Consider the following 24,322-nt stretch of genomic DNA (forward strand, 5'->3'; position numbering starts at 1 on the left):
GTACTGCTGCCAATTTTTTACAGGAGCTAAGTGTTTGACAACACTTCTTTTTCGGGTTTTGATTTTGACTGGCTGTTGCCGATAGTAGGATTCTGGTTCTGGATGTTTGGCAATTTTCTTTGGGGAAAACCAGCTCTCAATTTATACTGTCATTTTTGCAGTATTTAGATTTTAAGCAGCTCTCAAAAAACAATGCTTCGGTTGGGAAATCTGAATCCGGTTTGCCTTCGTAATAGAACGTGAGTATGAGAATGAGCGCAGAGAAATGGTATCCGGCTATTTTGTAGAATGATTTGAAGATGTAGATTTTTAGATAAACTTAGTGTATTTATTACTCGATTTATCCTAAAGGGATTCGCTTTTGTATTTTTCTTTTTTCTACTTTATTCCTGATAACCGGGTACATGAAAATTGCCGATAACACAATGACGGCCCCGGCGTAAAACCCGGATGTCAGCTGCTTCTGTTCGCCAAAAAACAAGAAGGCTAAAAGTATCCCGTAAACGGGTTCAAGGTTGGTTATCAATGCTACCCGGAACGCTGATATTTCTTTCATTACAGATACCCCTGCAACGTATGCTACAGCCGTACAAATAACGCCCAAAAGCAGCAGATATAACGTGTCTGTAAATTGCAGGTTCAGGCCTTGATTAAAACCGTTGGTGAAAGCCATATACAGGCTTATCCAGACCCAGGCTCCCAATAGCTCGTAAAAGCTTATTATGGGGGCGGCGTGACGTTTTATTTGCCTGGAATTAATGATTGAAAAGAGACTGGCGCATAAAGCGCTTACCAGACCGGATATAATGCCCAATGTGTATTTTGTTTCAAATTTAAAGATGAGATAAATGCCAAAAACAATAATCAGCCCTACCAATATCTCAATAAGGGCTATTTTCTGGCGTTTGATAAGCGGTTCTAAGAAGGCCGTAAACAGTGTCATGGACGAGAGGCAAACCAGTGTTACCGAAACGGTGGAAAGCTTTATGGATTGGAAGAATAGTATCCAGTGAAGCCCGACAATAGCGCCTGTAAAGAATAATTTCGCGAAATCCTGCCACGACATGCGTATGGGTGTTTTTACTATCTTAAAATAAATAAACAGGGTAGTAAAAGCGATGAGCACCCTGTACCAGACCAGGTGAACCGCAGATATCGATATTAATGCGCCTAGGATGCCGGTAAATCCCCAGATAAATACCGTAAAATGCAGGATAAATAAGTTGCGTTTCAGCGAATGATGTTGTGTCATGAAGAGAAGTAAAGCACAAAAATACAAGGATTTAAGCCTCGCCGGTTGGCGTTGCAAATCATTTTACACCGGGCTTATAATCAGCCTTATTTAGGTGCTTTACGTGTGAGGTAAATGCTCAATATCCCAAAGGCGACATTCGGAATAAATACGGCAATGAGCGGCGGGAGTCCACCCTTTAACGAGAACATGGTAGAGAACTGGATGAACAGGATATAGGTAAAGCTCAAAAAAATACCGGCCCCTAATGATAATCCCACGCCTCCGCGTACCTTTTTTGACGAGAGGGCTACACCCATCAAGGTAAGCACAAAGGTGGAAAGCGGGTAGACAAAGCGCTTATATTTTTCTAATAGCAGATTGACCATAACACCCGTTCCGCGTATTTTTTCCTTCTCAATATGGGTGTTCAACTCATGCATGTTCATTGCCGTATAAATGTTGTCGTACACCTCAAAATCCTGGGGACGCATATCTAAAATAGTATCTTTTTCAGTGCCCGACGCCATTTTTTCTTTGAGTCCGTTTACTGTGCGTATAGAATAATTCCTGATTTTCCATTGATGTTTAACCGAATCCCAGGCAATCTGGTCGGCAATGAGACGTGATTTCAATACATCGCCATTGAATTTTTCCAGATAGAATTTATAGCCTGTTTTCAGGTTGTTGTCAAAATTCTGCACATACACATAGGTGTTTTTATCCAGCTGCATGTGCGTTTCCTGTTTGGAGTTATCCGATTTCGGGTCAATGTATGTATTCTCGAAATTGATTTTTAGCTGGTTGGTTTCGGGGATAATGAAAATATTAAATACCAGCGTGACAATGAAAATAATGAATGACGATATAAAGTAAGGATATAAAAATCGCGTAAAGCTAACGCCACCGCTCAGGATAGGTACAATTTCAGTTTGGTCGGCCATTTTTGCCGTAAAAAATATAACCGCAATAAAATTGATAAGCGGTGATAAAAAGTTGAGATAGAATGGAATAAAACCGGCATAATACTCAAAAACAATTTTGGAAAGTGGGGCATTGTGCTTTAAAAAGTCGTCCAATTTTTCTGATATATCAAAGATGACGATTACCACCGTAAACACGGCCATGGTAAATATGAACGTGCCCAGGTATTTTTTGATAATATACCAGTCGATAGTTTTTATATGCCAGTCAAAATTGCTCATCCCTGCGTTAAGTTAAAAGTCAAAAGTAAAAAGTTTATGCAAGACTGGTTCATGTTATTACTCTTTGGCAATCATTCATTCGGTTGTGCAGTTTTTGATTTTTGACTTTTAATTTTGAAATTTTCACGCTACAACCGTTGCGCCAATTGTCTTACCATTTTATTTTTCCATTCATAAAAATCGCCGGCAATAATCTGGCTACGGGCTTCGGTAACCAGCCACAGGTAAAAGTGCAGGTTGTGAAGCGTTGCAATCTGCGCCCCCAGAATTTCTTTAGCGTGTACCAGGTGACGTAAATATGCCTTACTATATTCGCGGTCAGCAAACAAATCGCTGTCTTTCTCTATGGGCGAAAAATCATTTTTCCATTTTTCGTTGCGGATATTGATAATGCCATTTTTGGTAAACAACATGCCGTTCCGGGCATTCCGGGTGGGCATTACACAATCGAACATATCAATACCCAAGGCGATATTTTCGAGAATGTTTACCGGTGTGCCTACACCCATCAGATAACGCGGTTTATTTTCGGGTAGTATCGAGCAAACTACTTCGGTCATGGCATACATTTCTTCGGCAGGTTCGCCGACAGACAGGCCGCCAATTGCATTTCCATCACGTTCAAACGAGGCAATGGTCTCGGCAGACTTTATTCGCAGGTCTTTGTAAACCGAACCTTGTACAATAGGGAAGAGGCTTTGCTCATAACCATATTTCGGTGCCGTGGTATCAAAGCGTTCGCAACAGCGTTTTAACCAACGGTGCGTCATATCAACTGAGCGGCGGGCGTATTGATAATCGCAGGGGTAAGGTGTACATTCATCAAAAGCCATAATGATATCGGCTCCAATAGTGCGCTGAATATCCATGGCGTTTTCGGGCGTGAATAAGTGCTTTGAGCCGTCAATATGTGAGCGAAATGTGACACCTTCTTCGCGAATTTTGCGTACCTCGGTTAATGAATACACCTGGTAGCCGCCGCTATCGGTAAGAATAGGTTTATTCCAGCCATTAAAACGGTGTAATCCACCGGCCTGTTCCAAAACATCCAGCCCGGGCCTGAGATACAAGTGATAGGTATTACCCAGGATAATCTGCGCCTTGATATCATCCCTTAATTCACGCTGATGAACCGCTTTGACTGACCCGGCTGTGCCTACAGGCATAAAAATAGGGGTATTAATGGTGCCATGCCCGGTAATGATTTCGCCGGCACGGGCTTTACTGAATTTATCTGTGGCCTGTAGTGTAAACTTCATGTATAAACGCTAACCGCGATAGCGGCCTGCAAAAATATGAAAAATATGGGCGGCGGGCATGTTTATATTTTTTCAACATCGCTGAATGTTTCGTTAAAAATCAGAAATTTGCCGTCTTAATCTCACAACGCTTTGACAGAGTATAGCTATATTGTTGTTTTCATTTTATTCCAGCTTTGTTTCCTGATTCAATTGTATTTTATTGTGGTTGTGCAGTCAAAACTGGCGGCGTACAAACCGGCGGAGCAAGCGGTTACGGTGTTTAATCCCGTGTCGGTTATTATCTGTGCCCGTAACGAGGAGCATAACCTGCAACGCTATTTGCCGTCGGTATTGGAACAAAATTATCCTGATTTTGAAGTTATTGTAGTAAATGATTGTTCGTCAGATAGTTCTGATGAGACTCTTCGCAAGTTATCACAATGCTATCCGCATCTTAAAACCGTCACTATCACGGAGCATGCCCGGTTTAAGCATGGTAAAAAATTCGCGGTTACACTGGGCATTAAAGCCGCTAAAAACGAGATACTATTGTTTACTGATGCCGATTGCGAACCCGTATCGCCCAACTGGATTGCCAAAATGCAGCGCAATTTTAGAGACAACACGGAAATTGTGCTCGGCTATTCGCCATATCGTAGAGCCAAGGGCTTACTAAATGCCATCATCCGTTACGAGACATTTATTACGGCACTAAACTATTTATCATTTGCCCTGTCCGGAAACCCGTACATGGGAGTTGGGCGGAATATGGCTTACCGCAAATCCTTATTTTTCAGAAATAAAGGCTTTGCTGCACACATGCATATCCCTTCGGGCGATGATGATTTGTTTGTCAATCAGAATGCCAATGCCGGCAATACCGCGGTTGAAACCGAAGAAGAAGCCTTTGTTTACAGCGATGCCAAGACATTATATTCGGCTTACTTTAAACAAAAAATCAGACACCAGGGAGCTGGCAAAGCCTATCGTACCGAACATAAACGCATTTTGACACTCCAGGTATTATCAGCAGTATTTTTCTATATATTCCTGGTCATTTTAATTATTTTAAGAGCTCAATGGTGGGTTCTGCTGGGCATATTCCTCATCCGGTTTATCAGCCAGCTTGTTATTTACGGGAAGGCGCTGAAACAGCTGCATTATAAAGATTTAGTTTATGGATTGTTGTTTTTAGACATCATTTACTATTTTTATGTCCTTACTCTCGGTATTGTTTCGGTATTTAAGAAGAAAGTTCAATGGAAGTAAACCCCGGTTTTTCGTCTAACGCGAAAAATGATTTTAATTTGGTACAAAAGGCCCGGGAAGGAGACCAGAAAGCGTATGCAGAGCTTATGCAGCGCTACAAAGACGCTATTTATTTTATGGCGCTTAAAATGGTTAACAATCGCGATGATGCTATGGACCTTACCGTTGAAACGTTTGGCAAAGCCTTTGAAAATATTGATAAATATAAACCTGATTTTGCATTCAGCACCTGGCTCTTTAAAGTAGCTACCAATAATTGTATCGATTTTTTACGGAAGAAAAAGCTTCATCTGGTATCGATTGATGCACAAACCGATGACTCTGATTTTGTTCCGGTACAAATTAAAACCAATGACCTGAATCCGGAAGAACATTCTATCCGGAAGCAGCAGGCTGAGCAGTTAAAGCTGATTATTGATAAATTGCCTACCCGTTACCGGCTGCTTATTACATTGCGTTATTACGATGAATTATCGTATGAGGCTATAGCAAAGGAATTAGATTTGCCTTTAGGGACCGTCAAGGCGCAACTTTTCAGAGCCAGAGACCTGTTATTTAATATATTGAACCGTAAAAAGAAGAACCCGCGAAGTGACTTCTGAACTGATAGCTCATTATTTTCCGCATCTCACAGAAACCCAAAAAGCACAGTTTGCACAACTGGATGAATTATACCGTTTCTGGAATGCCCGTATTAATGTCATATCCCGCAAAGATATGGACAGCTTATACCTGCATCATATTCTGCACTCGCTGGCCATTGCAAAATTCGTATCGTTTTTTCCCGGTGAAAAAGTACTGGATGTAGGTACAGGCGGCGGTTTTCCCGGTATTCCGCTGGCCATTCTTTTCCCCGAAACCCGTTTTCATCTGGTAGATTCTATCGGGAAAAAAATTAAGGTAGTGCAGGAAGTAATCTCTGGGGCCGGAATTAAAAATGTCGAAGCCTCCCATTCCCGGGCCGAACAGGTAAACGATAAATTCAACTTCATTGTATCGCGGGCGGTAACGCGACTTAACGATTTTTACCCCTGGATTCAGCATAAATTCAGCAAAGAATCTAAAAATGCTATTCCTAACGGGATATTATACCTGAAAGGGGGAGACTTGCAGGAAGAAATCGCCGAGAGTGGGCTGAAAGCACAGCTGATTCCACTTTCTGATTATTTTAGCGAAGATTTTTTTGATACCAAATATATTGTTTACATCCCCCGTTACTGATGTCGTTGCTTCACCAAATAGCATTAACCGGTTTGCCGGGCTGTGGCGCTGTTACCGCAAGGCTGCTCGTGGAGCGATTTGGTAATGCCGAAGCGATTTTTAATACGCCAAAGGCAGATTTGCTGGATGCCGGAATACGGAAACCACTGGCCGAGGCCATTGTGCAAAAAGAAGGTTTTTCCCGTGCCGAAGAAGAGGTAGCTTTTGTCGAGAAGAACGGTATCAAGACCCTTTTTTATGCTGATAAAGCATTTCCGCAGCGTTTGCGGATGTGTTATGATACGCCCGTTTTGCTTTATTACAAGGGCGATGTGGATTTTAATGCCAAGCACATTATAAGCGTAGTCGGAACCCGTAATGCCACGGCTTACGGTCGCGAAATCTGTGATAAGCTGATTGAAGATTTACAGCGATTTAATGTTTTGATAATTAGTGGATTAGCGCATGGAATTGACAGCCTGGCACACCGGGCCTGCATCAAACATCATGTACAAACGGCAGCGGTTTTAGGTCATGGGCTCGACCGCATTTACCCGGCAGTAAATCGTGATTTAGCTGTAAAAATGCTTGAAAATGGCGCATTGCTTACCGAATTTATGTCGGGTACAAATCCCGACAGGGAAAATTTCCCCAAGCGAAACCGGATTATTGCCGGTCTGGCCGATGCCACCATCGTGGTGGAAGCCGCTTTGAAAGGCGGAGCGTTGATTACCGCCGAATTGGCTAATTCGTACAATCGCGATGTATTCGCGTTTCCCGGCGATGTCTATCATGAATATTCTGCCGGGTGCAATTACCTGATTAAAACCAACCGGGCTGCGCTCATTTCGGGGATAAAAGACCTGGAATATATTTTAGGTTGGACACTGCCGGAACAAAAACCTGAGCCGAAACCAGTACTGAATCTAAACCTGTCAGGCGACGAGCAAACCATTGTCGATTGTATCGAAGCCAGTGGGTTGATCGGTATTGATGATTTGGCGCTAAAAACCAATATCCCTCAAAACAAGCTGGCCATGCTTATCCTGGAACTTGAAATGCAGGAAATTATCATTGCCATGCCCGGTAAAATTTATCGCCTGGCGAACTGACGGGAGATAGAAGCAGGAACAAAGAGACAAGAAACAAGACGATAGTATAGGTACTAACTCTCTCCCTTTATCCAAAAGACTCCTGTGGAGGAGAGGAGTGGCGCTGGTTCCTATGCTATTATTTCTTTAGAAAAGCAGGGTTCTGTAATTGTTGATACCGGTAGTCCGGCTGTACGCTCATACGCCTGCAAGGCCTTAGTCGCAGGCCGGTATCCGCTCCATCCGGTTTAAATGGCAGGGACAGTGCTGTAAACTGTCGGTACAACACAGACAGCGTTCAGAACGCTGTCTGTGCGGTAATGACCTATAAACCTAAGCCGGAGCTTAGCGCTACCGGGCGGGATAGCATAGTTTTACCGGAAGCAGGAACTTACTTCTTTGTTTTTTGTAAAGCCTACGCTTCAGTTGTGCAGTGGTTACGCAGATGTTATATCCTTTGGCTTTAAGGCCGAGGACAAGTTTTGTGTCTCCTATCCATATTTTGTGTTTTTTGTAGAAATGGAATGCTACGAAGAAAACGTCATCAGGGTCAATATCTTTTACAATGTCTTCGGCTAATCTGATGTATTCATTGGGAATTGCTGATATTTCAATTATTTTAACTCCATTCAAAAGTTTTTTAAACATCGCTGAAACTTCTTTTGGCGTTTTGCCGATAGCGCTTGTAAGTCTTTCTGTATGTTCTTTAATTTCGTCGATAAGGTGACTCGGTGCAATAAACTGTATGGTGCGTCCTTCCAACAATACTTCTGCTACTGCGCCTTTGGGTGTGATTAACGCACTGTAAAAATATTACTGTCCGTTATTACTATCATCAGGATAGGGCATTCCGTGTTCGGCGTAAAGGCGCTTTGTTAAGTTGCGGTTGGTTTCTTGCGAAAGTTGTTTTATCAGCTTTTGTTTTTGATAATAGGTTAGTTTTTTAGGCGTTTTTTCCTTGTTTTCCTCTGAAACAGAAACTTCTAACCCTAATCTCCGGGCTTCGTTCAGCAAGGCATCAACACCTTGTTTTGTGCCTTTTGTAATGGTTATTGTTGTCATAATACGGCTGTTATTTTTTTTACACCCGATAAATCTGTGAACAGAAAATTTGTTCCTGTCTCGTAAATATACAATTTTTCTTTCAGGAAAATAAGAAATAGCAGTCTTTAAGAATTTCCTCGAAGTATAAATAAAGAGCCTTGATAATCCTTAGGTAAGCAGGTATCTATAAGGTTTTTAACGGCAAGGCCCCTCAATTTTACCTTGTAAAAAAAAGAAACCAACCAAAATTATTATGCGCTCACAAGTTCATTATGCAGCAGCATAATATCGCCTGTGTGAAGAGTGAGCATAGAAATGGTTTTGCCGTTGTTGTCAGAAAATTCCACTTCAAAATCTGTATCGCCAGGCCAAGCTTCGTGTCTTCACGGAGCTTTCTTTCCGGTTCGTGAAGACACGAACCGGGGCATTGGGTAAGCAGGTATCTATAAGGTTTTTAACGGCAAGGCCCCTCAATTTTACCTTTTAAAAAAAAGAAACCAACCAAAATTATTATGCGCTCACAAGCTCATTATGCAGCAGCATAATATCGCCTGTGTGAAGAGTGAGCATAGAAATAGTTTTACCATTGTTATCAGAAAACTCTACTTCAAAGTCTGTATCGCCAAGCCAAGCTTCGTGTCTTCACGGAGCTTTCTTTCCGGTTCGTGAAGACACGAACCGGGGCATTGGTCACAAGGCCGGTATCCGCTACCATTCGGTTTAAATGGCAGTGGCAGTGCTATAATTAGATTTTGTGGAGACTATGAGGTTTTTAAACGATTTACCTTTAAAAAAGAAACCAACCAAAATTATTATGCGCTCACAAGCTCATTATGCAGCAGCATAATATCGCCTGTGTTAAGAGTGAGCATAAAAATGGTTTTGCCGTTGTTGTCAGAAAATTCCACTTCAAAATCTGTATCGCTGTAGCGTTCTACTACAGTACCTATTTGCCCACGCAATAATTTTTCATTGGGCAAATCTTTTAATAGGGCGACTATATCCAATATTTTTATTGTCTCGTCTTTCATTTTTTATCTGCATAACAGGTTAAGAATCGTGGTATTAAGCTATTGTTTTCAACAATCCGTGCTGTTATTATTTCGGCTTCTTTATCAAATATAGAAATTTTTAACGGTACAGTGTATATTACGCCAAAGCTGTTTTTTCGAATAGCTGTTACTTCAAACTTACCCAATTGAGCGAATATTGCCATTTTTAAAAGTTCGCCATGTTCAATGGTAATGCCGAAAACCTGCCTAAATATTTTTGCTTTATGTTGCCCTCTTTCGTGGTAAGGGTTTAAACAATGATCATAAATTTTTTCATCAGGTATTTCGGCTAATTCGTAATTCGGTAATAAGCTCATTCTCAAATTTAAAAACTATTCTGTTTAATAAGAGACTATGAGATTTTTAACGGCGAAGCCCTCAATTTTACCTTTTAAAAAACGACTCAATCAGGCCTTTACCCATTACTCTTCGGAAAATCAAACCAAAGCAAGTCGCCCGTATTGCCGCTGATGTATTCCCATTCATCAAAAGGAAATTCAATGAGCGCCATGCTACATGTAGGCATATTGTATACCTGCTTGCCCGATAAATGGTAAACCAGGTTGGTTACCGCGGGGTTATGACCAAACAACGCGATAAAATCAAACCGGTTATCAAACGTGTTAATCAGGTTAAGCAAGATTGTGAATGAAGCCTCATAAATGGCCTTTTCCTGCTGAATTTCTTCCGGGTTGATACCCAAAATATCCGCAAAGTAGCGGGCGGTACTAATGGCCCGTAGCGCCGGACTACTCACCAGGTGCTGCGGAATAATATGCTTTTTGAGTAACCGTTGAGCCATTTCGGGAGCGTTTTTCTCACCACGATGATTGAGCGGACGGTCAAAGTCAGATAATTCCATGTTATCCCAGTCGGATTTAGCATGACGTATAATGAGAAGTTTTTTCATAATCAGAGTTATAAAGAAGCAGGATTAACTGTAGTGGTTACAAAATTTATGATGTTTTTTTCGTCTATCTGCCACATGCACTTAAAATGTCCTTTGGGGCATTTCGCTAAGCCAAATTTAGAACAGGGGCGACAGGGCAATGTAACACCAGCTTCCAAAACACGATCAACTTTATAGGGTTGTACGCCCAATAATTCGGGTACGGTACTGCCCCAGATGGAAACAATGGGCTTATTAAAAGCTTCGGCTATGTGCGTTAACCCGGTATCAAAACCAATAACAGTGCTTGCTTGGGAAACGAGGAATACAGATTCATCCAATGTTAGTGTGCCGCATGCGTTAAAAATGGAAGCAGTACTCTTTTCTTCGATTTCACGGGCATTATGCACAACATCTTTTCCTCCCAACAGCACAATAGGATAATTTAGCCGGTTACAAATTGAAATCACTTTTTCGTTAGGCATCCTTTTGGTGAAATGAGTTGCCCCAATGATAAAAGCTATATAACCGTTTGAAAAAGCCGGGGGAAGCAGTGTTGAAAGGTTATGCTCCTGTTTGAAAAAATAATCAATCGGTTTATTGTCGTTTATAATGCCTAAGGGAGCTACAGCCTTAAAATACCTGTCAACTAAATGCACCGGTGGAACCAGGTTTTTTTTGAATTTCAGGCTAAGCCACTTTAGCAGTGATTGTTTATTATACGTGCTTGAAGGAATACGTGTTTGCAGTTTAATGATACTTGTCCGGAGGTTCCGGTGCAAATCGACCAGGTAATCATAATGCTCGCTTTTAATTTCTTCAATCGTTTCCTTTAGGGATGGTTTCAGCAGAAGCAGCTTATCAACATAAGGATTGTTATCGTACAGGTAACTGAAAGCAGGCTTGGTAAGAAAGTGAACTTCGGCATTGGGTAGCTGCTTTTTAAGGCAACGCACTATGGGGGTGGTGTAAATAATATCTCCCATAGAACTTAGACGTATCACCAATATCTTCATCACTTCTAACGATTGAAAAACGCCGTTATCTTATCCAACGAAAATGCGTTTAAACAGTTTGATGCACTAACACCACCCTTTCGGGCAGCCAGAATACCATAGTGCATGTCATAAAATCCGCTGGTACGGTGAGCATCAGGATTTATCGATAATAATACACCTTTTTCTGTCGCGTAGCGATGCCAGCGCCAGTCCAGGTCAAGGCGAAGCGGATTCGCGTTAATCTCCATAACTACGCCATTAGCGGCACAAGCGTCTATTACCTTTTTGTAATCAATGCTGTATCCGCTACGGCTCAATAAAAGTCTTCCGGTAGGATGCCCTAAAATGGTAATAAATGGGTTCTCAATAGCTTTAATCAGGCGACTGGTAGCTTTTTCCTCGTTCATTTTCAATACAGAATGTACTGATGCCACCACAAAATCAAAGGTAGCCAGGATTTCATCCGGGTAATCCAGCGAACCGTCAAATAAAATATCAGATTCTATACCCTTAAATATCCTGAACGGGGCAAGTTCACGGTTTAGTTCGTCAATTTCTTTCTGCTGGGCCAGTACGCGTTCTTCGGTTAAGCCGTTTGCGTAAAACGCCGATTTGGAGTGGTCTGATATGCCCAGGTAATGTAATTTTAATTCATCACGACAGAACAGCGCCATTTCTTTAATGGTATTCACACCATCACTCCAGGTACTGTGATTGTGCAAGGTTCCCTGCAAATCGGCAAATGTAATTAGCTGCGGTAACGTGCCGTTTTCGGCTTCGCGGATTTCGGTTAGTCCTTCGCGTAGCTCAGGCTCAATATATGCCAGCCCCCCGGCTTTATAGATTTCAGCTTCGCTCAACAACTGTACAGGCGTACTGATGCGTTTTAAAACTTCCTGTACATGCTCTTCACTGCCCGTTTGTACAAAAAGCTGGTATTTGAACTCGTTGGCCGGACAGGTTCTGATACAGGTATTTAGCCCTGAAATAGTTGTTATCTGCAATTCGGTATCGCCTTTCAGACTAATTTCAGCATCGGGAAACAGGTCATCAATAGCAGGCATTTCTGTACCGGCAATAAGTATATCCAGCGAGGTGATTACCTCACAACAACGCCTGAACTGCCCGGTGAATGCAACCTGTTCGGTATTTAGCCTGGCTTTCAGTGCTTGCAGTAAATCGGTTGCGTAAGCTTCAATTTGTGCATATAAAAAGCAGCCGTTGCTGGCAATTTTAAATTCGATGGCGTTTTTTATCTCGAGCTGGGTTTTCAGTCCAAAGCCTTTAGCTTCAATAAGCCGGTTCTCGTTACAGGCGTACAGCAGTTCGCCCAGCGATTCAATGCCCAGCTCTTTCCAGATAATTTTTACCTTTTTGGGGCCTAAGCCTTTTACAGACATAATCTCCAGCACACCTTCGGGGGTTTGGTCGAGCAGGAATTGTAACTCGGCAATTGTTCCATCACTGAGTAGCTCCTGTATTTTCCCGGCCGTGCTTTTGCCGATACCGTCAATCACTGCCATTTCGTCGGGAGATTTTTGGGCGATGGCAAAAGGTAATTTGTCGATTTTGAAGGCCGCGTTAGCCATAGAACGTACTTTGAACGGGTTTTCGTCGTATAGTTCCATTAGTTGGCTAAACAAGCGGAAGGTTCTGGCAATAGTTTTGTTTTCCATTCAGGAATCAAAAGTAGTAAAATCTGCTGCGTGATGCTATTTAAAGGAGAAAAGTAAATGTCTCAATGGAATGATTTCAAAAAACTAACCCGCGATTTGCCCGTTCAGGAGCAATTGATGCCGGTGTTATTTATCGGCCATGGTTCGCCCATGAATGGGATAGAAGATAATGAATTCAGCCGAACCTGGTCGGCTATGGCAAAACAAATACTGGTTCCTCAGGCTGTGCTGGTTATTTCGGCACACTGGTTTACCCGTGGAACGCACATAACTGCTATGGATTTTCCGCCAACTATCCATGATTTTTATGGGTTTCCGCTGGCATTGTTTAATGTAACCTATCCGGCTCCCGGCGATGCTGAGCTTGCAAAAAAAACAGCAGGGTTAATTCATAGCACTCCTGTCGGCTTAGACCACGATTGGGGACTTGACCACGGCGCCTGGACAGTAGTAAAGCACATGTACCCGGAAGCGAATATCCCGGTATTACAGCTCAGTATAGATTATACTAAACCACCGAAGTTTCATTACGAACTGGCAAAGGAAATTTATGCTTTACGTAAAAAAGGCGTGCTGATTTTAGGCAGCGGGAACATGGTGCATAATTTACGTATCATGGACTGGAAAATGATTCATGGCGGTGGCTATGACTGGGCGCTGGAAATGAATACTGTATTCAAAAACCTTATTGCGAATAATGAGCATCAGAAGCTGGTTAATTATGAGTCCCTGGGCAGAGAGGCATCGCTTGCCATACCTACACCGGAGCATTATTTGCCGTTGTTATATACCTTAGGAGTAAAAGGAGAGCGGGAACCGGTTTCGTTTTTTAACGATAAAGCAGTGGGAGGCTCCTTAACCATGACCTCGGTAAAAGTGGGATAGCAGTTATTCTTTGTACTATTTTGTGTATATTTGAATAATGGGCAGGTTAAAAATATACGATACATCCATCCCGCTTGAACATATTGTCAATGAGCGTGAGGGTCAGTATCTCAGTCGTTCCGGCGAGGGTAAACTGAAAGCCCTGCTTCATCTTAATCACGTTGCCGTACAATTGAACGGTGGTAAGCCGCTTAAATATCCGCAGGGCAGGGGCATCATTATTCGTAAACCTTAATTTTAAACTTTCGACTTTAAACTTTCAACTCCACCATCGTGTCTTTTGATAGTGAAAATTCCGAAATGCTGCAACTGGTTAGCACCTTCCGGCATTAGGTAAGGTATTTAATTGTGGGTGGCTTTGCGGTAAACCAATATGGCTATAATCGCACAACAGGTGATTTGGATATTTACCTGAAGGATACACCGGAAAACAGGAAAAACTTAATTAACGCGTTAAGCGATATGGGCTACGGTCAGTACGATATGTTGATGGAAGTGCCTATTATTGCCGGTTACTGTGAGGTACTGATGGATGATGGCCTGTATGTAGATTTAATGACCGATATTCCGGGGCTGGATAAAGCCAGGTTCGATGAATACGACGAAATGGCAACCATAACCCTTGTTGGCGATATTGAGCTGCATTTTTTGCATTACAATCACCTGATAGCTAATAAAAAAGCAACTAACCGGTTAAAAGACCAGCTTGACATTGCCGAGCTGGAACGCATCAATAAAAACCGGGAATAATTTCTCTAATTAATAGTAATATAATACGGCAAGCGAGCCTGTATACCGGTAGAACGTAAAGCTTCCTGCACTTGTCCATAATATTTATACTGGTCGCCGAGCTGTAACTTGGTAAAATAATCTTTGAGCTTATCGCCGGAATTATCTAGCAGTGATTGCAGCGGACTTTTAATGGCCGGATAGCTTACAATTTTATAATCTGATATTTTAGCCATTTTAGCGGCCGATTTTACAGCGTCATCAATATTGCCTAAGCGGTCAACCAGGCCGTTTTTTACCGCCTGGGCGCCGGTCCAGACACGTCCCTGGCCAATACTGTTAATATAAGCCTGCTCTTTTTTACGTCCTTCGGCTACGTGTTTGGTAAAGCCATTATAAATGCGGTTAACTTCGTTCTGTATAATAACTTTTTCGGCATCGGTAAGCGGACGGGTGATATTGCCTAAATCTGAAAATTTGCCGGTTTTTACACCATCAAAGGTAATCCCCAGCTTATGGTTAAAGAATTTCTGCATATTCGGAATGATACCGAATACGCCAATGGAGCCGGTTATGGTATTCGGTTCGGCAAAAATGGAATCGGCTGCACAGGAGATATAGTAGCCGCCGGAAGCCGCCAAATCGCCCATAGATACGATAACCGGTTTTACCTTTTTGGTTAGCACTACTTCACGCCAAATCACATCCGAAGCCAGTGCGCTGCCTCCCGGCGAATTCACCCGCAAAACCACAGCTTTTACCTTTTTGTCGGTACGTGCCTTACGAATTGCCCTTGAAATACGTTCTGAACCCATTGTTTCATCGTTACCTTCGCCGCCGGTAATCTCGCCGGAAGCGTAGACTACGGCAATACGCTTGTCATTATCGCCGCCTGAACCGGAATCTTTCGCGTCATTATAATCGGTAAGAGAAACCGATTTAATGTCGGCATCCTTATCAATATCCAGTCGCTTTCTCAGGTCTGCCAGAACCTCATCTTTATAGGCTAAGGCATCGGCTAATTTATATTGCACTGCTTCAGATGCATTCTGTACTTTCAGGTCGTTGGCTATCGCGAAAAGCGAATCTTTCACAATGCCGCGGCTTGAAGCTATCTGGGTAAGGAAATGGTCGTACATGGAACCAACAAACGAAGTAACCTGCAAGCGGTTCGCGTCGCTCATCTTATCTAAAATAAAGGGCTCAACCGCACTCTTAAATGTCCCTACACGAATTACCTGTGGTTCAATTTCTAACTTATCAAGCGTGCCTTTAAAGAAGGTAAGCTCAGCGCCAAATCCCTTAAATTCAAGCAGCCCTTCGGGGTTAAGATAAACTTTATCGGCAACAGAAGCCAGGTAATAGGCGCCCTGGGTATAGACTTCGCTGTAAGCGACAATGAATTTTTTTGACTTTTTAAACTCAAGCAAAGCATTACGGATTTCCTCTACAGTAGCCATTCCTGCCTGAACGCTGGATAAATCGAGATAAATACCTTTTATCCGGGAATCGGAAGCTGCTTTTTTAATGCTGGACAGGATGTCATTCAATCCCAGGCTCTTATCTTCGTTTATCCCCATATAGGTGAGCGGATTTTTAACGGTACGTTCCTTTATAGGATAAGCCAGGTCGATATGCAAAACAGAGTTGTTGGCCACGTCGGTATTTTTTTCTGCGGAACTAATGACTACGCTTATGGCAATAAGCGCAATAACGAACAGTATAAAGGCAGAGAGGATAAATCCTACGACTGAGGCAAGTACAAATTTGAAGAACTGTTTCATATCAGATTTCTATTATAACTGCTGGAATTATTTGAATGTTTATAAAACATTCAATGGTTCTTTGCAATTTTTTGACTTTTTAATTTTGACTTTTAACTTTTTACTTAGCACCACAAGTATACAAAAATAGAGTGGTTGACCGCTTATATGTTACAATCTAACGCCGGAAAATTTACTTTTGTTGGATGAACAGAGTTTTTTTGCTGCTGGGTAGTAATCTGGGCGACAGGTTCAGCTATCTGAAGCAAGCTATAACGTTGATTAGCAGACATATCGGTCAGGTAGTGCGTCAGTCGGCCGTGTACGAAACAGCCTCGTGGGGTAATGAGCAGCAGCCCGATTACCTGAACCAGGTGCTGGAGATTGAAACTAAATTATCGCCGGAAGATTTACTAAGCCAAGTGCTGAAGATAGAGAAAACGATGGGCCGTATCCGCCATGAAAAGTGGGGGGCACGTATTATTGATATTGATATTTTATTTTATGATAACCGGATAGTTGATGAGAGCGATCTTATTATCCCGCACCCGTACTTGCACCAGCGACGTTTTACGCTGGTACCTTTGGTAGAGTTGGCGCCTGACTTTATGCACCCGAAGCTGAAACAACCGCTCAAAGAGTTGCTCGAAGCATTAACAGATAACCTTGAAGTGCGAAAAGTTATTGGATAGCCTGCTGCTGTTTAAACAGAATGGTGTGGATGATTAATCGGCAGAATTTTTAATTTTAACCTGTAAATTTAAAACCTAAACTATTTATTATGTCAGAAAATACGCAACTGTGGAATATGTCCTATCTCAACGAGATTACCGGTGGCAGCAAAGAATTTATTATTGAAATGATTGATGTGTTTTTAATGCAAACACCCGGTTATTTTGAGGAATTGCTTGAGGCTGTTCAGAATGCCGATTGGAAAACGGTAGGAGATGTAGCCCATAAAATAAAACCTACGCTGGCATTTATGGGTGCAGATCAGGCCAGGGAAGATATGCAAACCGTGGAGCGGAATGCCCGCAATCTGGAGAACCTGGATGGCTTGCCGTCAAAAGTTAATGCCCTTCATGAAATCTGTACATTGCTGTTTGCACAGTTAAAGGAGTATAAGGCGCAGCTTGAAGCAGAGTAAAATCTCACACCCTTGCTTGTATAACCGACAGGATAATATATCCAAAAATAATGACGGGAATAGCGGCGAATTGAGCGATAATGATCAATGCCAGGCTTGCCGCAACCAAAATGTACCGGAAAAGATTCTCTTTGATTCCCAGTGATTTAAATTTGAGCGAGAACAACGGAATTTCAGCTACCAGCAACAGGCTCATTCCCAGGCTGAAGATGAGCAGGAAATAAGGATTGTGGATAAAGTCGGCTAAAAAGGTATTATCGCCCGCTACAATAAACGGGAGCGAAGCAATCAGCATGGCGTTTGCCGGTGTGGGCAAACCAATAAAATTTTCGGTTTGGCGTTCATCGATATTGAATTTGGCCAATCGCAGTGCTGAAAATATAGCAATCAGAAAAGCCGAATAATTAAGATACGGACTTACGTCTGCCAGTTGCGGTGCTTCTAAAAACAACTGGTAAATAATTATTGCCGGCAACAATCCAAAACTGATCACATCCGCCAGCGAATCCAGTTGCTTGCCAATTTCTGAATAAGCTTTCAGTAAACGGGCGAGCATCCCGTCCAGGAAATCAAAGATGGCGGCAATAAAGATGGCATATCCGGCGCTCTTTAAATCGCCGTTAAAGGCAAATACAATACCTACGCATCCGCTAAACAGGTTTAAGCAAGTTACCGTGTTTGGAATATGCTTTTTCATAGCTGCGCAAGACTTAAGTGGAGGGTTTAAGGTGTAAGGTAAAACCTTATACCTTAAACCTCATGCCTTCAACCTTTAGTTATCCGTTCATAGATACTAAAAACTCTTCGTTGGTTTTAGTTCCTCTGATCTGTGTTTGTAAGAACTCCATAGCTTCCTGTGAGTTCATATCAGCCAGGTGATTCCGCAATATCCATACACGTTGCAGGGTTTCGCGGTCATGCAGCAAATCGTCGCGGCGTGTGCTGGATGCTGTAAGGTCGATAGCCGGGAAAATACGTTTGTTGGAAAGCTTGCGATCCAACTGCAATTCCATATTTCCGGTTCCTTTAAACTCTTCAAAAATTACTTCATCCATTTTTGAACCAGTATCGATCAGCGCTGTGGCCAATATGGTAAGTGAGCCGCCATCTTCAATGTTACGGGCAGCACCAAAGAAACGTTTAGGTTTGTGTAACGCGTTGGCATCAACACCACCCGAAAGTATTTTACCCGATGCCGGTGCAACAGTGTTGTATGCCCGTGCCAGGCGGGTAATAGAGTCAAGCAGGATAACCACATCATGACCACATTCAACCATACGTTTGGCCTTTTCGAGTACGATATTAGCTATTTTAACATGGCGGTCTGCCGGCTCGTCGAAGGTAGACGATACCACTTCGGCACGTACGCTACGGGCCATATCGGTTACTTCTTCGGGGCGTTCATCAATCAGTAAGATGATCAGGTAAACCTCCGGATGATTTTTTGCGATGGCATTGGCAACATCCTTTAACAGGATGGTTTTACCGGTTTTTGGTTGGGCCACAATCAACCCCCGCTGACCTTTACCAATTGGCGTAAACAAATCCATGATGCGGGTTGAGTAATTTCCGGCATCGGTAAACAGGTTAAGCCGTTCTGACGGGAACAGGGGCGTAAGGTAATCAAACGGAACACGGTCGCGAACCTCGGCAGGAATGCGGCCATTGATAGCCTCTACACGTACCAGCGGGAAATATTTTTCGCCTTCTTTAGGCGGACGAATACTTCCACGAACGGTATCGCCGGTTTTTAAGCCGAATAATTTTATTTGTGATTGCGAAACATAGATATCGTCAGGCGAGGTGAGGTAGTTGTAATCTGAAGACCGCAAAAAGCCGTAACCGTCGGGCATGATTTCCAGCACACCTTCGTTTACAATTACATTATCAAAATCCAGGTTAGTAGCTAAGTGCTCGTTGATCTTATCCTGAGCTTTAGCTTGTGGCGCCTGGTTATCTTTATTTTGTTTGTCAGCTTTTTTAGGCTGATTGTTAATTGCTTTTTCTTCTTCCTGTGCAGGCTCCGAAATTTTTGAAGGTGCAGTTGCTGCCGAAGCAGTATCCGCCTGGTCAAATAAGGTTTGGTCTGCTGCCGGTTGATCGCTTTTGCGCATCTTGGTAACAGGAACTGCCTGTTTTGTTACGGTACGGGTACGTTTGGCACGCGGTTTTACTTCCTGATCAGGTTCAGCTATAGGGCTTTCATTTGAATGATCGGCAGCCTGTGCAGCGCTTTCTTTAGCAGCTTGTATCAACTGCTCCTGTTCTCTGATCTGGTTAATAAGTTCTTGTTTCCGTAAGCCTTCTACATTGGCTAACCCATAGGTTTTTGCAATTTCACGAAGCTCAGATACGAGCTTGTCGCTCAAATCGGTGGTATTTAACATTAAGATTTTATTATAAATTTTTTTGGATACTTTGTTGCGTTAACAGAATTTATCCATCGGGTACAACATCAACACTGTCAGTATAAACTTTATTGTTTCAAGAAGTTTAATGATTTCCTGATACGCAGGATAAATTTTTCGAGATAACTGCGCAATGTTAATGCATTAATTTCAAATAACAAAAAGTTTGGAAAAATATTTTTTCGGGTCGGGCCCAATTTTGGTTATTTTCGCGTCAAATTTTTCTTCCGTACATGACCCGCAACCAGCTAATTGAGCAGATAAAGCTAAAACGTTCATTTTTATGTGTAGGCTTAGATACCGATATCAACAAAATTCCGTCGTTTTTGCTTGAAAAAAGTGATCCTGTTTTTGAATTTAATAAACAGATCATCGCGGCCACGCAGGATATCTGTGTGGCTTATAAACCGAACGCTGCATTTTATGAATCGCGGGGAATACAAGGCTGGCAAAGTTTAGTTAAAACCTGGCAGCATATACCTTCCCACTGCTTAAGTATAATTGATGCCAAGCGTGGCGATATTGGTAACACTTCGACCATGTACGCCAAAGCCTTTTTTGATAAGGAAGCATCGGGAATGAGCTTTGATGCCATTACCATTGCACCATATATGGGCGCTGATTCGGTAACGCCTTTTCTCCAGTTTCAGGATAAATGGGTAATTCTGCTGGCGCTAACATCCAATGACGGAAGTAAGGATTTCCAGTTTCTTCCTGTTAATAATTCTGAAGAAGCCTTATTCGAAGAAGTGCTCAAAAAGGCGGTTACGTGGGGCAGCGGGGATAATCTGATGTTTGTAGTAGGTGCTACCCGCGGCGAAAATTTTCTGACCATCCGCAAGCATGCACCTGATCATTTTTTACTGGTTCCCGGCGTTGGCGCACAAGGTGGCAGCCTGGAAGATGTATGCCGTTATGGTATGAATGCCGATTGCGGCTTACTGGTTAATGCTTCCCGTTCCATACTTTATGCTTCTAATGGCGAAGATTTTGCCGAGAAAGCCCGCGAAGAAGCGTTGAAAATACAGCAGCAAATGGCCTTGGAATTAGATAAGCTGGGGATTTAAGGCCCACCCCGACCCTCCCAAAGGGAGGGAGCAGGATTGTGCTCCTTATCTTGTTTCTTGCCTCTATGTTCTTGCTTCTATCTGTGGCTTCTGCACTTTTCTGACTTCCCACTTGCGGACTATAAGCCGTTTTTCTAATTTTATGAAATGGATTTCTCTGAAGATTTGCTCCATTTTGTCTGGAAATTCAGGTTGTTTGATACTGCCGGCCTGGAAACAACGCAGGGCGATAGGATGGAGATCATATCGCCGGGTATACATAATACCAATTCGGGGCCGGACTTTGAGCAGGCGAAAATTCGTATTAACGATACCTTATGGGCCGGAAATGTTGAAATGCATCTTCGATCATCCGATTGGTTTAAACATTCCCATCAGCAGGATAAAGCTTACGACAACGTAATTCTGCATGTAGTGTTTGTTGATGACATGCCGGCGGTACGCAGTGACGGGACAGCTATTGCAACACTGGTTTTACAGCATCGTATCTCACCGGATGTAATTAGCCGTTATTCCGGGTTAATGCAGAATATGAACTGGATACCTTGTGAGCACAGCATTCGGCAGGTAGACGATTTTTACATCAGCACCTGGCTTTCGCGGGTGCTGATCGAGCGGTTTGAGCATCGCTCTGAACAGGTTCTAAATCTTGTAAATGAATATAAGGGCAGTTGGGACGATGCTTTTTATATCACACTGGCCCGTAACTTTGGCTTTAAAACCAATGCGTTGCCTTTTGAGCTTCTGGCACGGTCGTTACCACAACAAATACTTGCCCGGTATAAAAACAGTGATCTGCAGATAGAAGCTCTGGTTTTTGGTCAGGCGGGCTTACTGGAAAATGATTTTGCAGACGGATATGGTAATTTATTGAAAACAGAATACCGTTTTCTGGCTGCAAAACACCAGCTTTCGCCCATAGATGGCTACTTATGGAAGTTTATGCGCTTACGCCCGCAGAATTTTCCGACTATCCGCCTGGCACAGTTTGCGGCGTTGGTGCTAAAATCTAATCACCTGTTTTCAAAGATTATTGAGATTACTGACGTTAAAACCATCCGTAGCTTATTTACTGATTTGCCGGTTAACGCCTATTGGGAAACGCATTATCGTTTTGATAAGGAGAGCAAAACACATCATATACAATTAGGAGCAGATTCTATTGATAATATTCTGTTAAATACGGTAGCCTTGTTTTTATTCAGCTATGGACGGTATATCGGTAAGGAGCGTTTTGTGAACCGGGCAATTGCCTTGCTTGAAGATCTGCCTTCTGAAATAAATCATATAGTTAATCGTTTTTATGCTATAGGAGTTAAGCAGGGCAGGGCCGACCGGTCGCAGGCCTTATTGCAATTAAAAAAACAGTATTGCGATCAAAAAAAATGCTTAACTTGCGGGGTTGGTGTTAAGTTAATCCATACAAACTGATGTTTCGGCGTATATTAACTTATTTTGAAAAGCAATCGTTTGGCGTTTGTACGTACTTGGGCGAGCGGTTAAATATTTCCATATCCAAAATACGTTTGTTTTTTATTTATACTTCTTTTCTGGCTGCCGGTTTCCCGATCATTGTTTACCTGCTGGCCGCCTTTTTCTTAGATATCCGCAATTACGTTAAACGTATCCGTACCCGGATTTGGGATTTTTAAGACTGATTGTTCTTGCGAAGTTCGCCAAAGGAAATCAATGGATAATATACTTTAGAATTTCCCTGACCTGTATAAATATAAGCCGAAGCTTATGTATGGTTATTGTAAGGAATATTGTATAATTTTGTAATTACGGAGACATTGATTGTTGAACCTCAAAATAAAAAGCAACTGATTGCCATTAAAGCTGTCCTAAGGGCTTTAAATGTCAGTTTCAGAAAAGAAGGCGAAAGTTCAATCAATCCTTCGCCAAGTGGAGATGCCTGGTTCTCAGACCCTAAGAATATCCAAATTGTTGAAGAAGGCGTGGCAAAAGCTAAAACCGGACCTTGTGTCATTTTGGATGACGCCTTAAAGAAAGAACTTTTCGGAGAATGAATTTTAAAATCTCGCTTGGCCCTTAGCGCTGGAACACATTCAGGCTTTGAAAAAAGCGGGAGAGAAGGTTGCTTTAAAAAAGATTGCTATACTTGTTGATGAGCTAACAAAACACCCTTTTACAGGAACAGGAAAACCAGAGCCATTAAGGCATAATCTTTCAGGTTTGTGGTCAAGGCGCATCAATCAAAAACACAGGCTTATTTACCGGGTCGAAGAAGATATCGTGTACATTCAGTCAGTTAAAGGACATTATTCGTAGTATCAGGTTTCTTTTCGATGGTTGTTTCACGAGAAGTTCGCAAAAGTTTAAGCAAAGCTCTCACAGGGGCAAGTTTTGCACATGCGGCATGATTTAGTTTAGTGCTCTTAGCGTGGGATAATTTCATGGTATCTCACACTCCCCTCAATCTTAATCTTAACCTCAATAAACGCTTGCCTGGTTAAGCAAATTAAGCTGTTGCGAGCTTAGTTGTAAGTCCACAGACGCGGTTAGATCGTTGAGTTGTTCCAATGTAGTTGCGCTGGCAATGGGAGCGCAGATGCCGGGTTGCGCTAACAACCATGCTAAAGAAACTTGTGCCGGCTTGCTATTGGTTTGAGCAGCAACTTCGTCCAATGCTTTTAATATCCGGAAGCCACGTTCATTTAGATATTGTTTAATACCTCCGCCACGCTGACTTTTATTTAAATCAGCTTCTGAACGGTATTTCCCGGTTAAGAAACCGCTTGCCAGCGAATAATAGGTAATTACGCTGATATTATTCTCCACACAGATACGCTGCGTACCGGTTTCAAACTCTTTACGGCTATATAGGTTATAGCCCGGCTGGAATGTCTGGTAACGGGGTAACTCGGATCGCTCGCTTGCATCAAGTGAATCCTGGAGTCTCTTAGGCGATAAATTAGATGCCCCGATAATCCGGACTTTGCCTTGCTGTATCAATTGGGCATAGGCTTCGAGTGTTTCTTCAACCGGGGTAATGTTATCATCCCAATGCGTTTGGTATAAGTCGATATAGTCGGTTTGAAGACGTTTTAGCGAACCTTCAACTTCCCTTAAAATGGCAGCTCGGGAAATGTCTTTGATGTCGCTGGTACTGTTCATGGCCGAGCCAACTTTGGTAGCAATAATTACCTTATCACGATTGTTGCGTGATTTTACCCAGTTGCCAATAATGGTTTCAGATTCGCCGCCTTTATTTCCGGGAACCCAGCGGGAATAAGAGTTAGCAGTATCAATGAAGTTGAAGCCCTGTTCAACAAATGCATCCAATAAGGTAAATGATTGCTGTTCATCTACCGTCCATCCAAAAACATTGCCGCCAAATGCCAGCGGCGCTACGGTAATATCCGAGTTTCCGAGAGTACGTTTTATCATTGGTATTGTGAATTAT

At 42.5% G+C, this 24,322-nt stretch carries 28 protein-coding genes and 2 pseudogenes; 14 read left to right on the top strand and 16 right to left on the bottom strand.

What is annotated here, in order from left to right:
* Positions 1 to 340 precede the first annotated feature (340 nt).
* The 3 genes from FW774_RS14365 to tgt form a co-directional block, all read right to left on the bottom strand.
* The gene (locus FW774_RS14365; RefSeq protein ID WP_149348897.1) at positions 341 to 1,252 is read right to left on the bottom strand and encodes a DMT family transporter; all 912 of its coding nucleotides are present in this window, start codon (positions 1,250 to 1,252) and stop codon (positions 341 to 343) included.
* An 86-nt stretch (positions 1,253 to 1,338) separates the two neighbouring features.
* On the bottom strand, positions 1,339 to 2,436 hold the full coding sequence (locus tag FW774_RS14370) for an LptF/LptG family permease (protein ID WP_187774909.1): 1,098 nt from the start codon (positions 2,434 to 2,436) through the stop codon (positions 1,339 to 1,341).
* Positions 2,437 to 2,564: 128 nt separating this feature from the next.
* Entirely contained in the window at positions 2,565 to 3,695 is a 1,131-nt protein-coding gene (tgt, locus tag FW774_RS14375; RefSeq protein ID WP_149348898.1) for a tRNA guanosine(34) transglycosylase Tgt, read from the bottom strand.
* 210 nt (positions 3,696 to 3,905) lie between these two features.
* Here tgt and FW774_RS14380 point away from each other — a divergent pair, with 210 nt between their 5' ends.
* Genes FW774_RS14380 through dprA form a run of 4 tightly spaced genes read left to right on the top strand, consistent with a single transcriptional unit; the run spans position 3,906 to position 7,258 of the window.
* Positions 3,906 to 4,946 carry a glycosyltransferase gene (locus tag FW774_RS14380; RefSeq protein ID WP_242457840.1) on the top strand — a complete coding sequence of 347 codons (1,041 nt, stop codon included), beginning with the start codon at positions 3,906 to 3,908 and terminating at the stop codon, positions 4,944 to 4,946.
* Complete coding sequence (locus FW774_RS14385; protein ID WP_149348900.1) at positions 4,937 to 5,548, top strand: RNA polymerase sigma factor; 612 nt, start codon at positions 4,937 to 4,939, stop codon at positions 5,546 to 5,548. Before FW774_RS14380 ends, FW774_RS14385 begins: the two co-directional genes overlap by 10 nt.
* On the top strand, positions 5,538 to 6,167 hold the full coding sequence (gene rsmG / locus FW774_RS14390; protein WP_149348901.1) for a 16S rRNA (guanine(527)-N(7))-methyltransferase RsmG: 630 nt from the start codon (positions 5,538 to 5,540) through the stop codon (positions 6,165 to 6,167). The genes FW774_RS14385 and rsmG overlap by 11 nt, the downstream gene beginning before the upstream one ends.
* Entirely contained in the window at positions 6,167 to 7,258 is a 1,092-nt protein-coding gene (dprA, locus tag FW774_RS14395) for a DNA-processing protein DprA (RefSeq protein WP_149348902.1), read from the top strand. The genes rsmG and dprA overlap by 1 nt, the downstream gene beginning before the upstream one ends.
* A 330-nt stretch (positions 7,259 to 7,588) precedes the next feature.
* Here dprA and FW774_RS14400 read toward each other — a convergent pair whose 3' ends face one another.
* The 9 genes and pseudogenes from FW774_RS14400 to FW774_RS14440 form a co-directional block, all read right to left on the bottom strand.
* Complete coding sequence (locus FW774_RS14400; protein WP_197739867.1) at positions 7,589 to 8,002, bottom strand: PIN domain-containing protein; 414 nt, start codon at positions 8,000 to 8,002, stop codon at positions 7,589 to 7,591.
* A gap of 48 nt (positions 8,003 to 8,050) precedes the next feature.
* Entirely contained in the window at positions 8,051 to 8,299 is a 249-nt protein-coding gene (locus FW774_RS14405; RefSeq protein ID WP_149348903.1) for a hypothetical protein, read from the bottom strand.
* 233 nt (positions 8,300 to 8,532) lie between these two features.
* A pseudogene (locus FW774_RS20905) lies at positions 8,533 to 8,631 on the bottom strand (hypothetical protein); the annotation flags it as partial.
* A gap of 160 nt (positions 8,632 to 8,791) precedes the next feature.
* A pseudogene (locus FW774_RS20910) lies at positions 8,792 to 8,890 on the bottom strand (hypothetical protein); the annotation flags it as partial.
* A gap of 203 nt (positions 8,891 to 9,093) precedes the next feature.
* The gene (locus tag FW774_RS14420; RefSeq protein ID WP_149348905.1) at positions 9,094 to 9,312 is read right to left on the bottom strand and encodes a DUF4926 domain-containing protein; all 219 of its coding nucleotides are present in this window, start codon (positions 9,310 to 9,312) and stop codon (positions 9,094 to 9,096) included.
* Complete coding sequence (locus FW774_RS14425; RefSeq protein WP_149348906.1) at positions 9,309 to 9,650, bottom strand: DUF6883 domain-containing protein; 342 nt, start codon at positions 9,648 to 9,650, stop codon at positions 9,309 to 9,311. The genes FW774_RS14420 and FW774_RS14425 overlap by 4 nt, the downstream gene beginning before the upstream one ends.
* Positions 9,651 to 9,748: 98 nt before the next feature.
* The gene (locus FW774_RS14430; RefSeq protein WP_149348907.1) at positions 9,749 to 10,243 is read right to left on the bottom strand and encodes a SixA phosphatase family protein; all 495 of its coding nucleotides are present in this window, start codon (positions 10,241 to 10,243) and stop codon (positions 9,749 to 9,751) included.
* 8 nt (positions 10,244 to 10,251) lie between these two features.
* Complete coding sequence (locus FW774_RS14435; protein ID WP_149349054.1) at positions 10,252 to 11,238, bottom strand: glycosyltransferase family 9 protein; 987 nt, start codon at positions 11,236 to 11,238, stop codon at positions 10,252 to 10,254.
* A 5-nt stretch (positions 11,239 to 11,243) separates the two neighbouring features.
* Positions 11,244 to 12,896: a DNA polymerase/3'-5' exonuclease PolX gene (locus tag FW774_RS14440; protein WP_149348908.1), complete on the bottom strand. Its 1,653-nt coding sequence runs from the start codon at positions 12,894 to 12,896 to the stop codon at positions 11,244 to 11,246.
* Positions 12,897 to 12,953: 57 nt separating this feature from the next.
* Between FW774_RS14440 and ygiD the strand changes: the two genes are divergently transcribed.
* From ygiD to FW774_RS14455, 3 genes are all read left to right on the top strand, one after another.
* The gene (gene ygiD / locus FW774_RS14445) at positions 12,954 to 13,781 is read left to right on the top strand and encodes a 4,5-DOPA dioxygenase extradiol (RefSeq protein WP_149348909.1); all 828 of its coding nucleotides are present in this window, start codon (positions 12,954 to 12,956) and stop codon (positions 13,779 to 13,781) included.
* 37 nt (positions 13,782 to 13,818) lie between these two features.
* Positions 13,819 to 14,016 (top strand): hypothetical protein, encoded by a 198-nt coding sequence (locus tag FW774_RS14450; RefSeq protein WP_149348910.1) that lies wholly within the window; start codon positions 13,819 to 13,821, stop codon positions 14,014 to 14,016.
* Between the two features lie 113 nt (positions 14,017 to 14,129).
* Positions 14,130 to 14,531: a hypothetical protein gene (locus tag FW774_RS14455; protein WP_149348911.1), complete on the top strand. Its 402-nt coding sequence runs from the start codon at positions 14,130 to 14,132 to the stop codon at positions 14,529 to 14,531.
* Between the two features lie 5 nt (positions 14,532 to 14,536).
* Here FW774_RS14455 and sppA read toward each other — a convergent pair whose 3' ends face one another.
* On the bottom strand, positions 14,537 to 16,294 hold the full coding sequence (gene sppA / locus FW774_RS14460) for a signal peptide peptidase SppA (RefSeq protein ID WP_149348912.1): 1,758 nt from the start codon (positions 16,292 to 16,294) through the stop codon (positions 14,537 to 14,539).
* Positions 16,295 to 16,479: 185 nt separating this feature from the next.
* Here sppA and folK point away from each other — a divergent pair, with 185 nt between their 5' ends.
* Both folK and FW774_RS14470 read left to right on the top strand, forming a co-directional pair.
* On the top strand, positions 16,480 to 16,965 hold the full coding sequence (folK, locus tag FW774_RS14465) for a 2-amino-4-hydroxy-6-hydroxymethyldihydropteridine diphosphokinase (RefSeq protein ID WP_149348913.1): 486 nt from the start codon (positions 16,480 to 16,482) through the stop codon (positions 16,963 to 16,965).
* An 89-nt stretch (positions 16,966 to 17,054) separates the two neighbouring features.
* Positions 17,055 to 17,420 carry an Hpt domain-containing protein gene (locus FW774_RS14470; RefSeq protein ID WP_149348914.1) on the top strand — a complete coding sequence of 122 codons (366 nt, stop codon included), beginning with the start codon at positions 17,055 to 17,057 and terminating at the stop codon, positions 17,418 to 17,420.
* 4 nt (positions 17,421 to 17,424) lie between these two features.
* Here the strand turns inward: FW774_RS14470 and pssA are convergent, their stop codons facing one another.
* Together pssA and rho are read right to left on the bottom strand one after the other, a co-directional pair.
* Positions 17,425 to 18,117, bottom strand: coding sequence for a CDP-diacylglycerol--serine O-phosphatidyltransferase (pssA, locus tag FW774_RS14475; protein WP_149348915.1), 693 nt, complete (start codon positions 18,115 to 18,117; stop codon positions 17,425 to 17,427).
* Positions 18,118 to 18,196: 79 nt separating this feature from the next.
* On the bottom strand, positions 18,197 to 19,807 hold the full coding sequence (rho, locus tag FW774_RS14480) for a transcription termination factor Rho (RefSeq protein ID WP_149348916.1): 1,611 nt from the start codon (positions 19,805 to 19,807) through the stop codon (positions 18,197 to 18,199).
* A gap of 254 nt (positions 19,808 to 20,061) precedes the next feature.
* Between rho and pyrF the strand changes: the two genes are divergently transcribed.
* From pyrF to FW774_RS14505, 5 genes are all read left to right on the top strand, one after another.
* Entirely contained in the window at positions 20,062 to 20,895 is an 834-nt protein-coding gene (gene pyrF, locus FW774_RS14485; RefSeq protein ID WP_149348917.1) for an orotidine-5'-phosphate decarboxylase, read from the top strand.
* A 147-nt stretch (positions 20,896 to 21,042) separates the two neighbouring features.
* Positions 21,043 to 22,326 (top strand): DUF2851 family protein, encoded by a 1,284-nt coding sequence (locus FW774_RS14490; RefSeq protein WP_149348918.1) that lies wholly within the window; start codon positions 21,043 to 21,045, stop codon positions 22,324 to 22,326.
* Positions 22,326 to 22,547, top strand: a complete 222-nt coding sequence (locus tag FW774_RS14495) for a PspC domain-containing protein (protein ID WP_149348919.1) — start codon at positions 22,326 to 22,328, stop codon at positions 22,545 to 22,547. The genes FW774_RS14490 and FW774_RS14495 overlap by 1 nt, the downstream gene beginning before the upstream one ends.
* A gap of 141 nt (positions 22,548 to 22,688) precedes the next feature.
* Positions 22,689 to 22,925, top strand: a complete 237-nt coding sequence (locus FW774_RS14500) for a DUF2683 family protein (RefSeq protein WP_149348920.1) — start codon at positions 22,689 to 22,691, stop codon at positions 22,923 to 22,925.
* Positions 22,926 to 22,953: 28 nt separating this feature from the next.
* A complete protein-coding gene (locus FW774_RS14505) occupies positions 22,954 to 23,187 on the top strand; it encodes a Txe/YoeB family addiction module toxin (RefSeq protein WP_149348921.1) in 234 nt (77 codons plus the stop codon).
* 162 nt (positions 23,188 to 23,349) lie between these two features.
* Here the strand turns inward: FW774_RS14505 and FW774_RS14510 are convergent, their stop codons facing one another.
* On the bottom strand, positions 23,350 to 24,306 hold the full coding sequence (locus FW774_RS14510) for an aldo/keto reductase (RefSeq protein WP_149348922.1): 957 nt from the start codon (positions 24,304 to 24,306) through the stop codon (positions 23,350 to 23,352).
* Positions 24,307 to 24,322: the final 16 nt, after the last annotated feature.

It is taken from the genome of Pedobacter sp. BS3 (assembly GCF_008274585.1).
Lineage (GTDB): Bacteria > Bacteroidota > Bacteroidia > Sphingobacteriales > Sphingobacteriaceae > Hufsiella_A.

Excerpts from the sequence above, each read along its gene's own strand:
- FW774_RS14365 (WP_149348897.1), bottom strand. The coding sequence starts at position 1,252 with ATGACACAACATCATTCGCTGAAACGCAACTTATTTATCCTGCATTTT.
- FW774_RS14370 (WP_187774909.1), bottom strand. The coding sequence starts at position 2,436 with ATGAGCAATTTTGACTGGCATATAAAAACTATCGACTGGTATATTATC.
- tgt (WP_149348898.1), bottom strand. The coding sequence starts at position 3,695 with ATGAAGTTTACACTACAGGCCACAGATAAATTCAGTAAAGCCCGTGCC.
- FW774_RS14385 (WP_149348900.1), top strand. The coding sequence starts at position 4,937 with ATGGAAGTAAACCCCGGTTTTTCGTCTAACGCGAAAAATGATTTTAAT.
- dprA (WP_149348902.1), top strand. The coding sequence starts at position 6,167 with ATGTCGTTGCTTCACCAAATAGCATTAACCGGTTTGCCGGGCTGTGGC.
- FW774_RS14405 (WP_149348903.1), bottom strand. The coding sequence starts at position 8,299 with ATGACAACAATAACCATTACAAAAGGCACAAAACAAGGTGTTGATGCC.
- FW774_RS14420 (WP_149348905.1), bottom strand. The coding sequence starts at position 9,312 with ATGAAAGACGAGACAATAAAAATATTGGATATAGTCGCCCTATTAAAA.
- FW774_RS14425 (WP_149348906.1), bottom strand. The coding sequence starts at position 9,650 with ATGAGCTTATTACCGAATTACGAATTAGCCGAAATACCTGATGAAAAA.
- FW774_RS14430 (WP_149348907.1), bottom strand. The coding sequence starts at position 10,243 with ATGAAAAAACTTCTCATTATACGTCATGCTAAATCCGACTGGGATAAC.
- FW774_RS14435 (WP_149349054.1), bottom strand. The coding sequence starts at position 11,238 with ATGAAGATATTGGTGATACGTCTAAGTTCTATGGGAGATATTATTTAC.
- FW774_RS14440 (WP_149348908.1), bottom strand. The coding sequence starts at position 12,896 with ATGGAAAACAAAACTATTGCCAGAACCTTCCGCTTGTTTAGCCAACTA.
- ygiD (WP_149348909.1), top strand. The coding sequence starts at position 12,954 with ATGTCTCAATGGAATGATTTCAAAAAACTAACCCGCGATTTGCCCGTT.
- FW774_RS14450 (WP_149348910.1), top strand. The coding sequence starts at position 13,819 with ATGGGCAGGTTAAAAATATACGATACATCCATCCCGCTTGAACATATT.
- sppA (WP_149348912.1), bottom strand. The coding sequence starts at position 16,294 with ATGAAACAGTTCTTCAAATTTGTACTTGCCTCAGTCGTAGGATTTATC.
- folK (WP_149348913.1), top strand. The coding sequence starts at position 16,480 with ATGAACAGAGTTTTTTTGCTGCTGGGTAGTAATCTGGGCGACAGGTTC.
- FW774_RS14470 (WP_149348914.1), top strand. The coding sequence starts at position 17,055 with ATGTCAGAAAATACGCAACTGTGGAATATGTCCTATCTCAACGAGATT.
- pssA (WP_149348915.1), bottom strand. The coding sequence starts at position 18,117 with ATGAAAAAGCATATTCCAAACACGGTAACTTGCTTAAACCTGTTTAGC.
- rho (WP_149348916.1), bottom strand. The coding sequence starts at position 19,807 with ATGTTAAATACCACCGATTTGAGCGACAAGCTCGTATCTGAGCTTCGT.
- pyrF (WP_149348917.1), top strand. The coding sequence starts at position 20,062 with ATGACCCGCAACCAGCTAATTGAGCAGATAAAGCTAAAACGTTCATTT.
- FW774_RS14490 (WP_149348918.1), top strand. The coding sequence starts at position 21,043 with ATGGATTTCTCTGAAGATTTGCTCCATTTTGTCTGGAAATTCAGGTTG.
- FW774_RS14495 (WP_149348919.1), top strand. The coding sequence starts at position 22,326 with ATGTTTCGGCGTATATTAACTTATTTTGAAAAGCAATCGTTTGGCGTT.
- FW774_RS14510 (WP_149348922.1), bottom strand. The coding sequence starts at position 24,306 with ATGATAAAACGTACTCTCGGAAACTCGGATATTACCGTAGCGCCGCTG.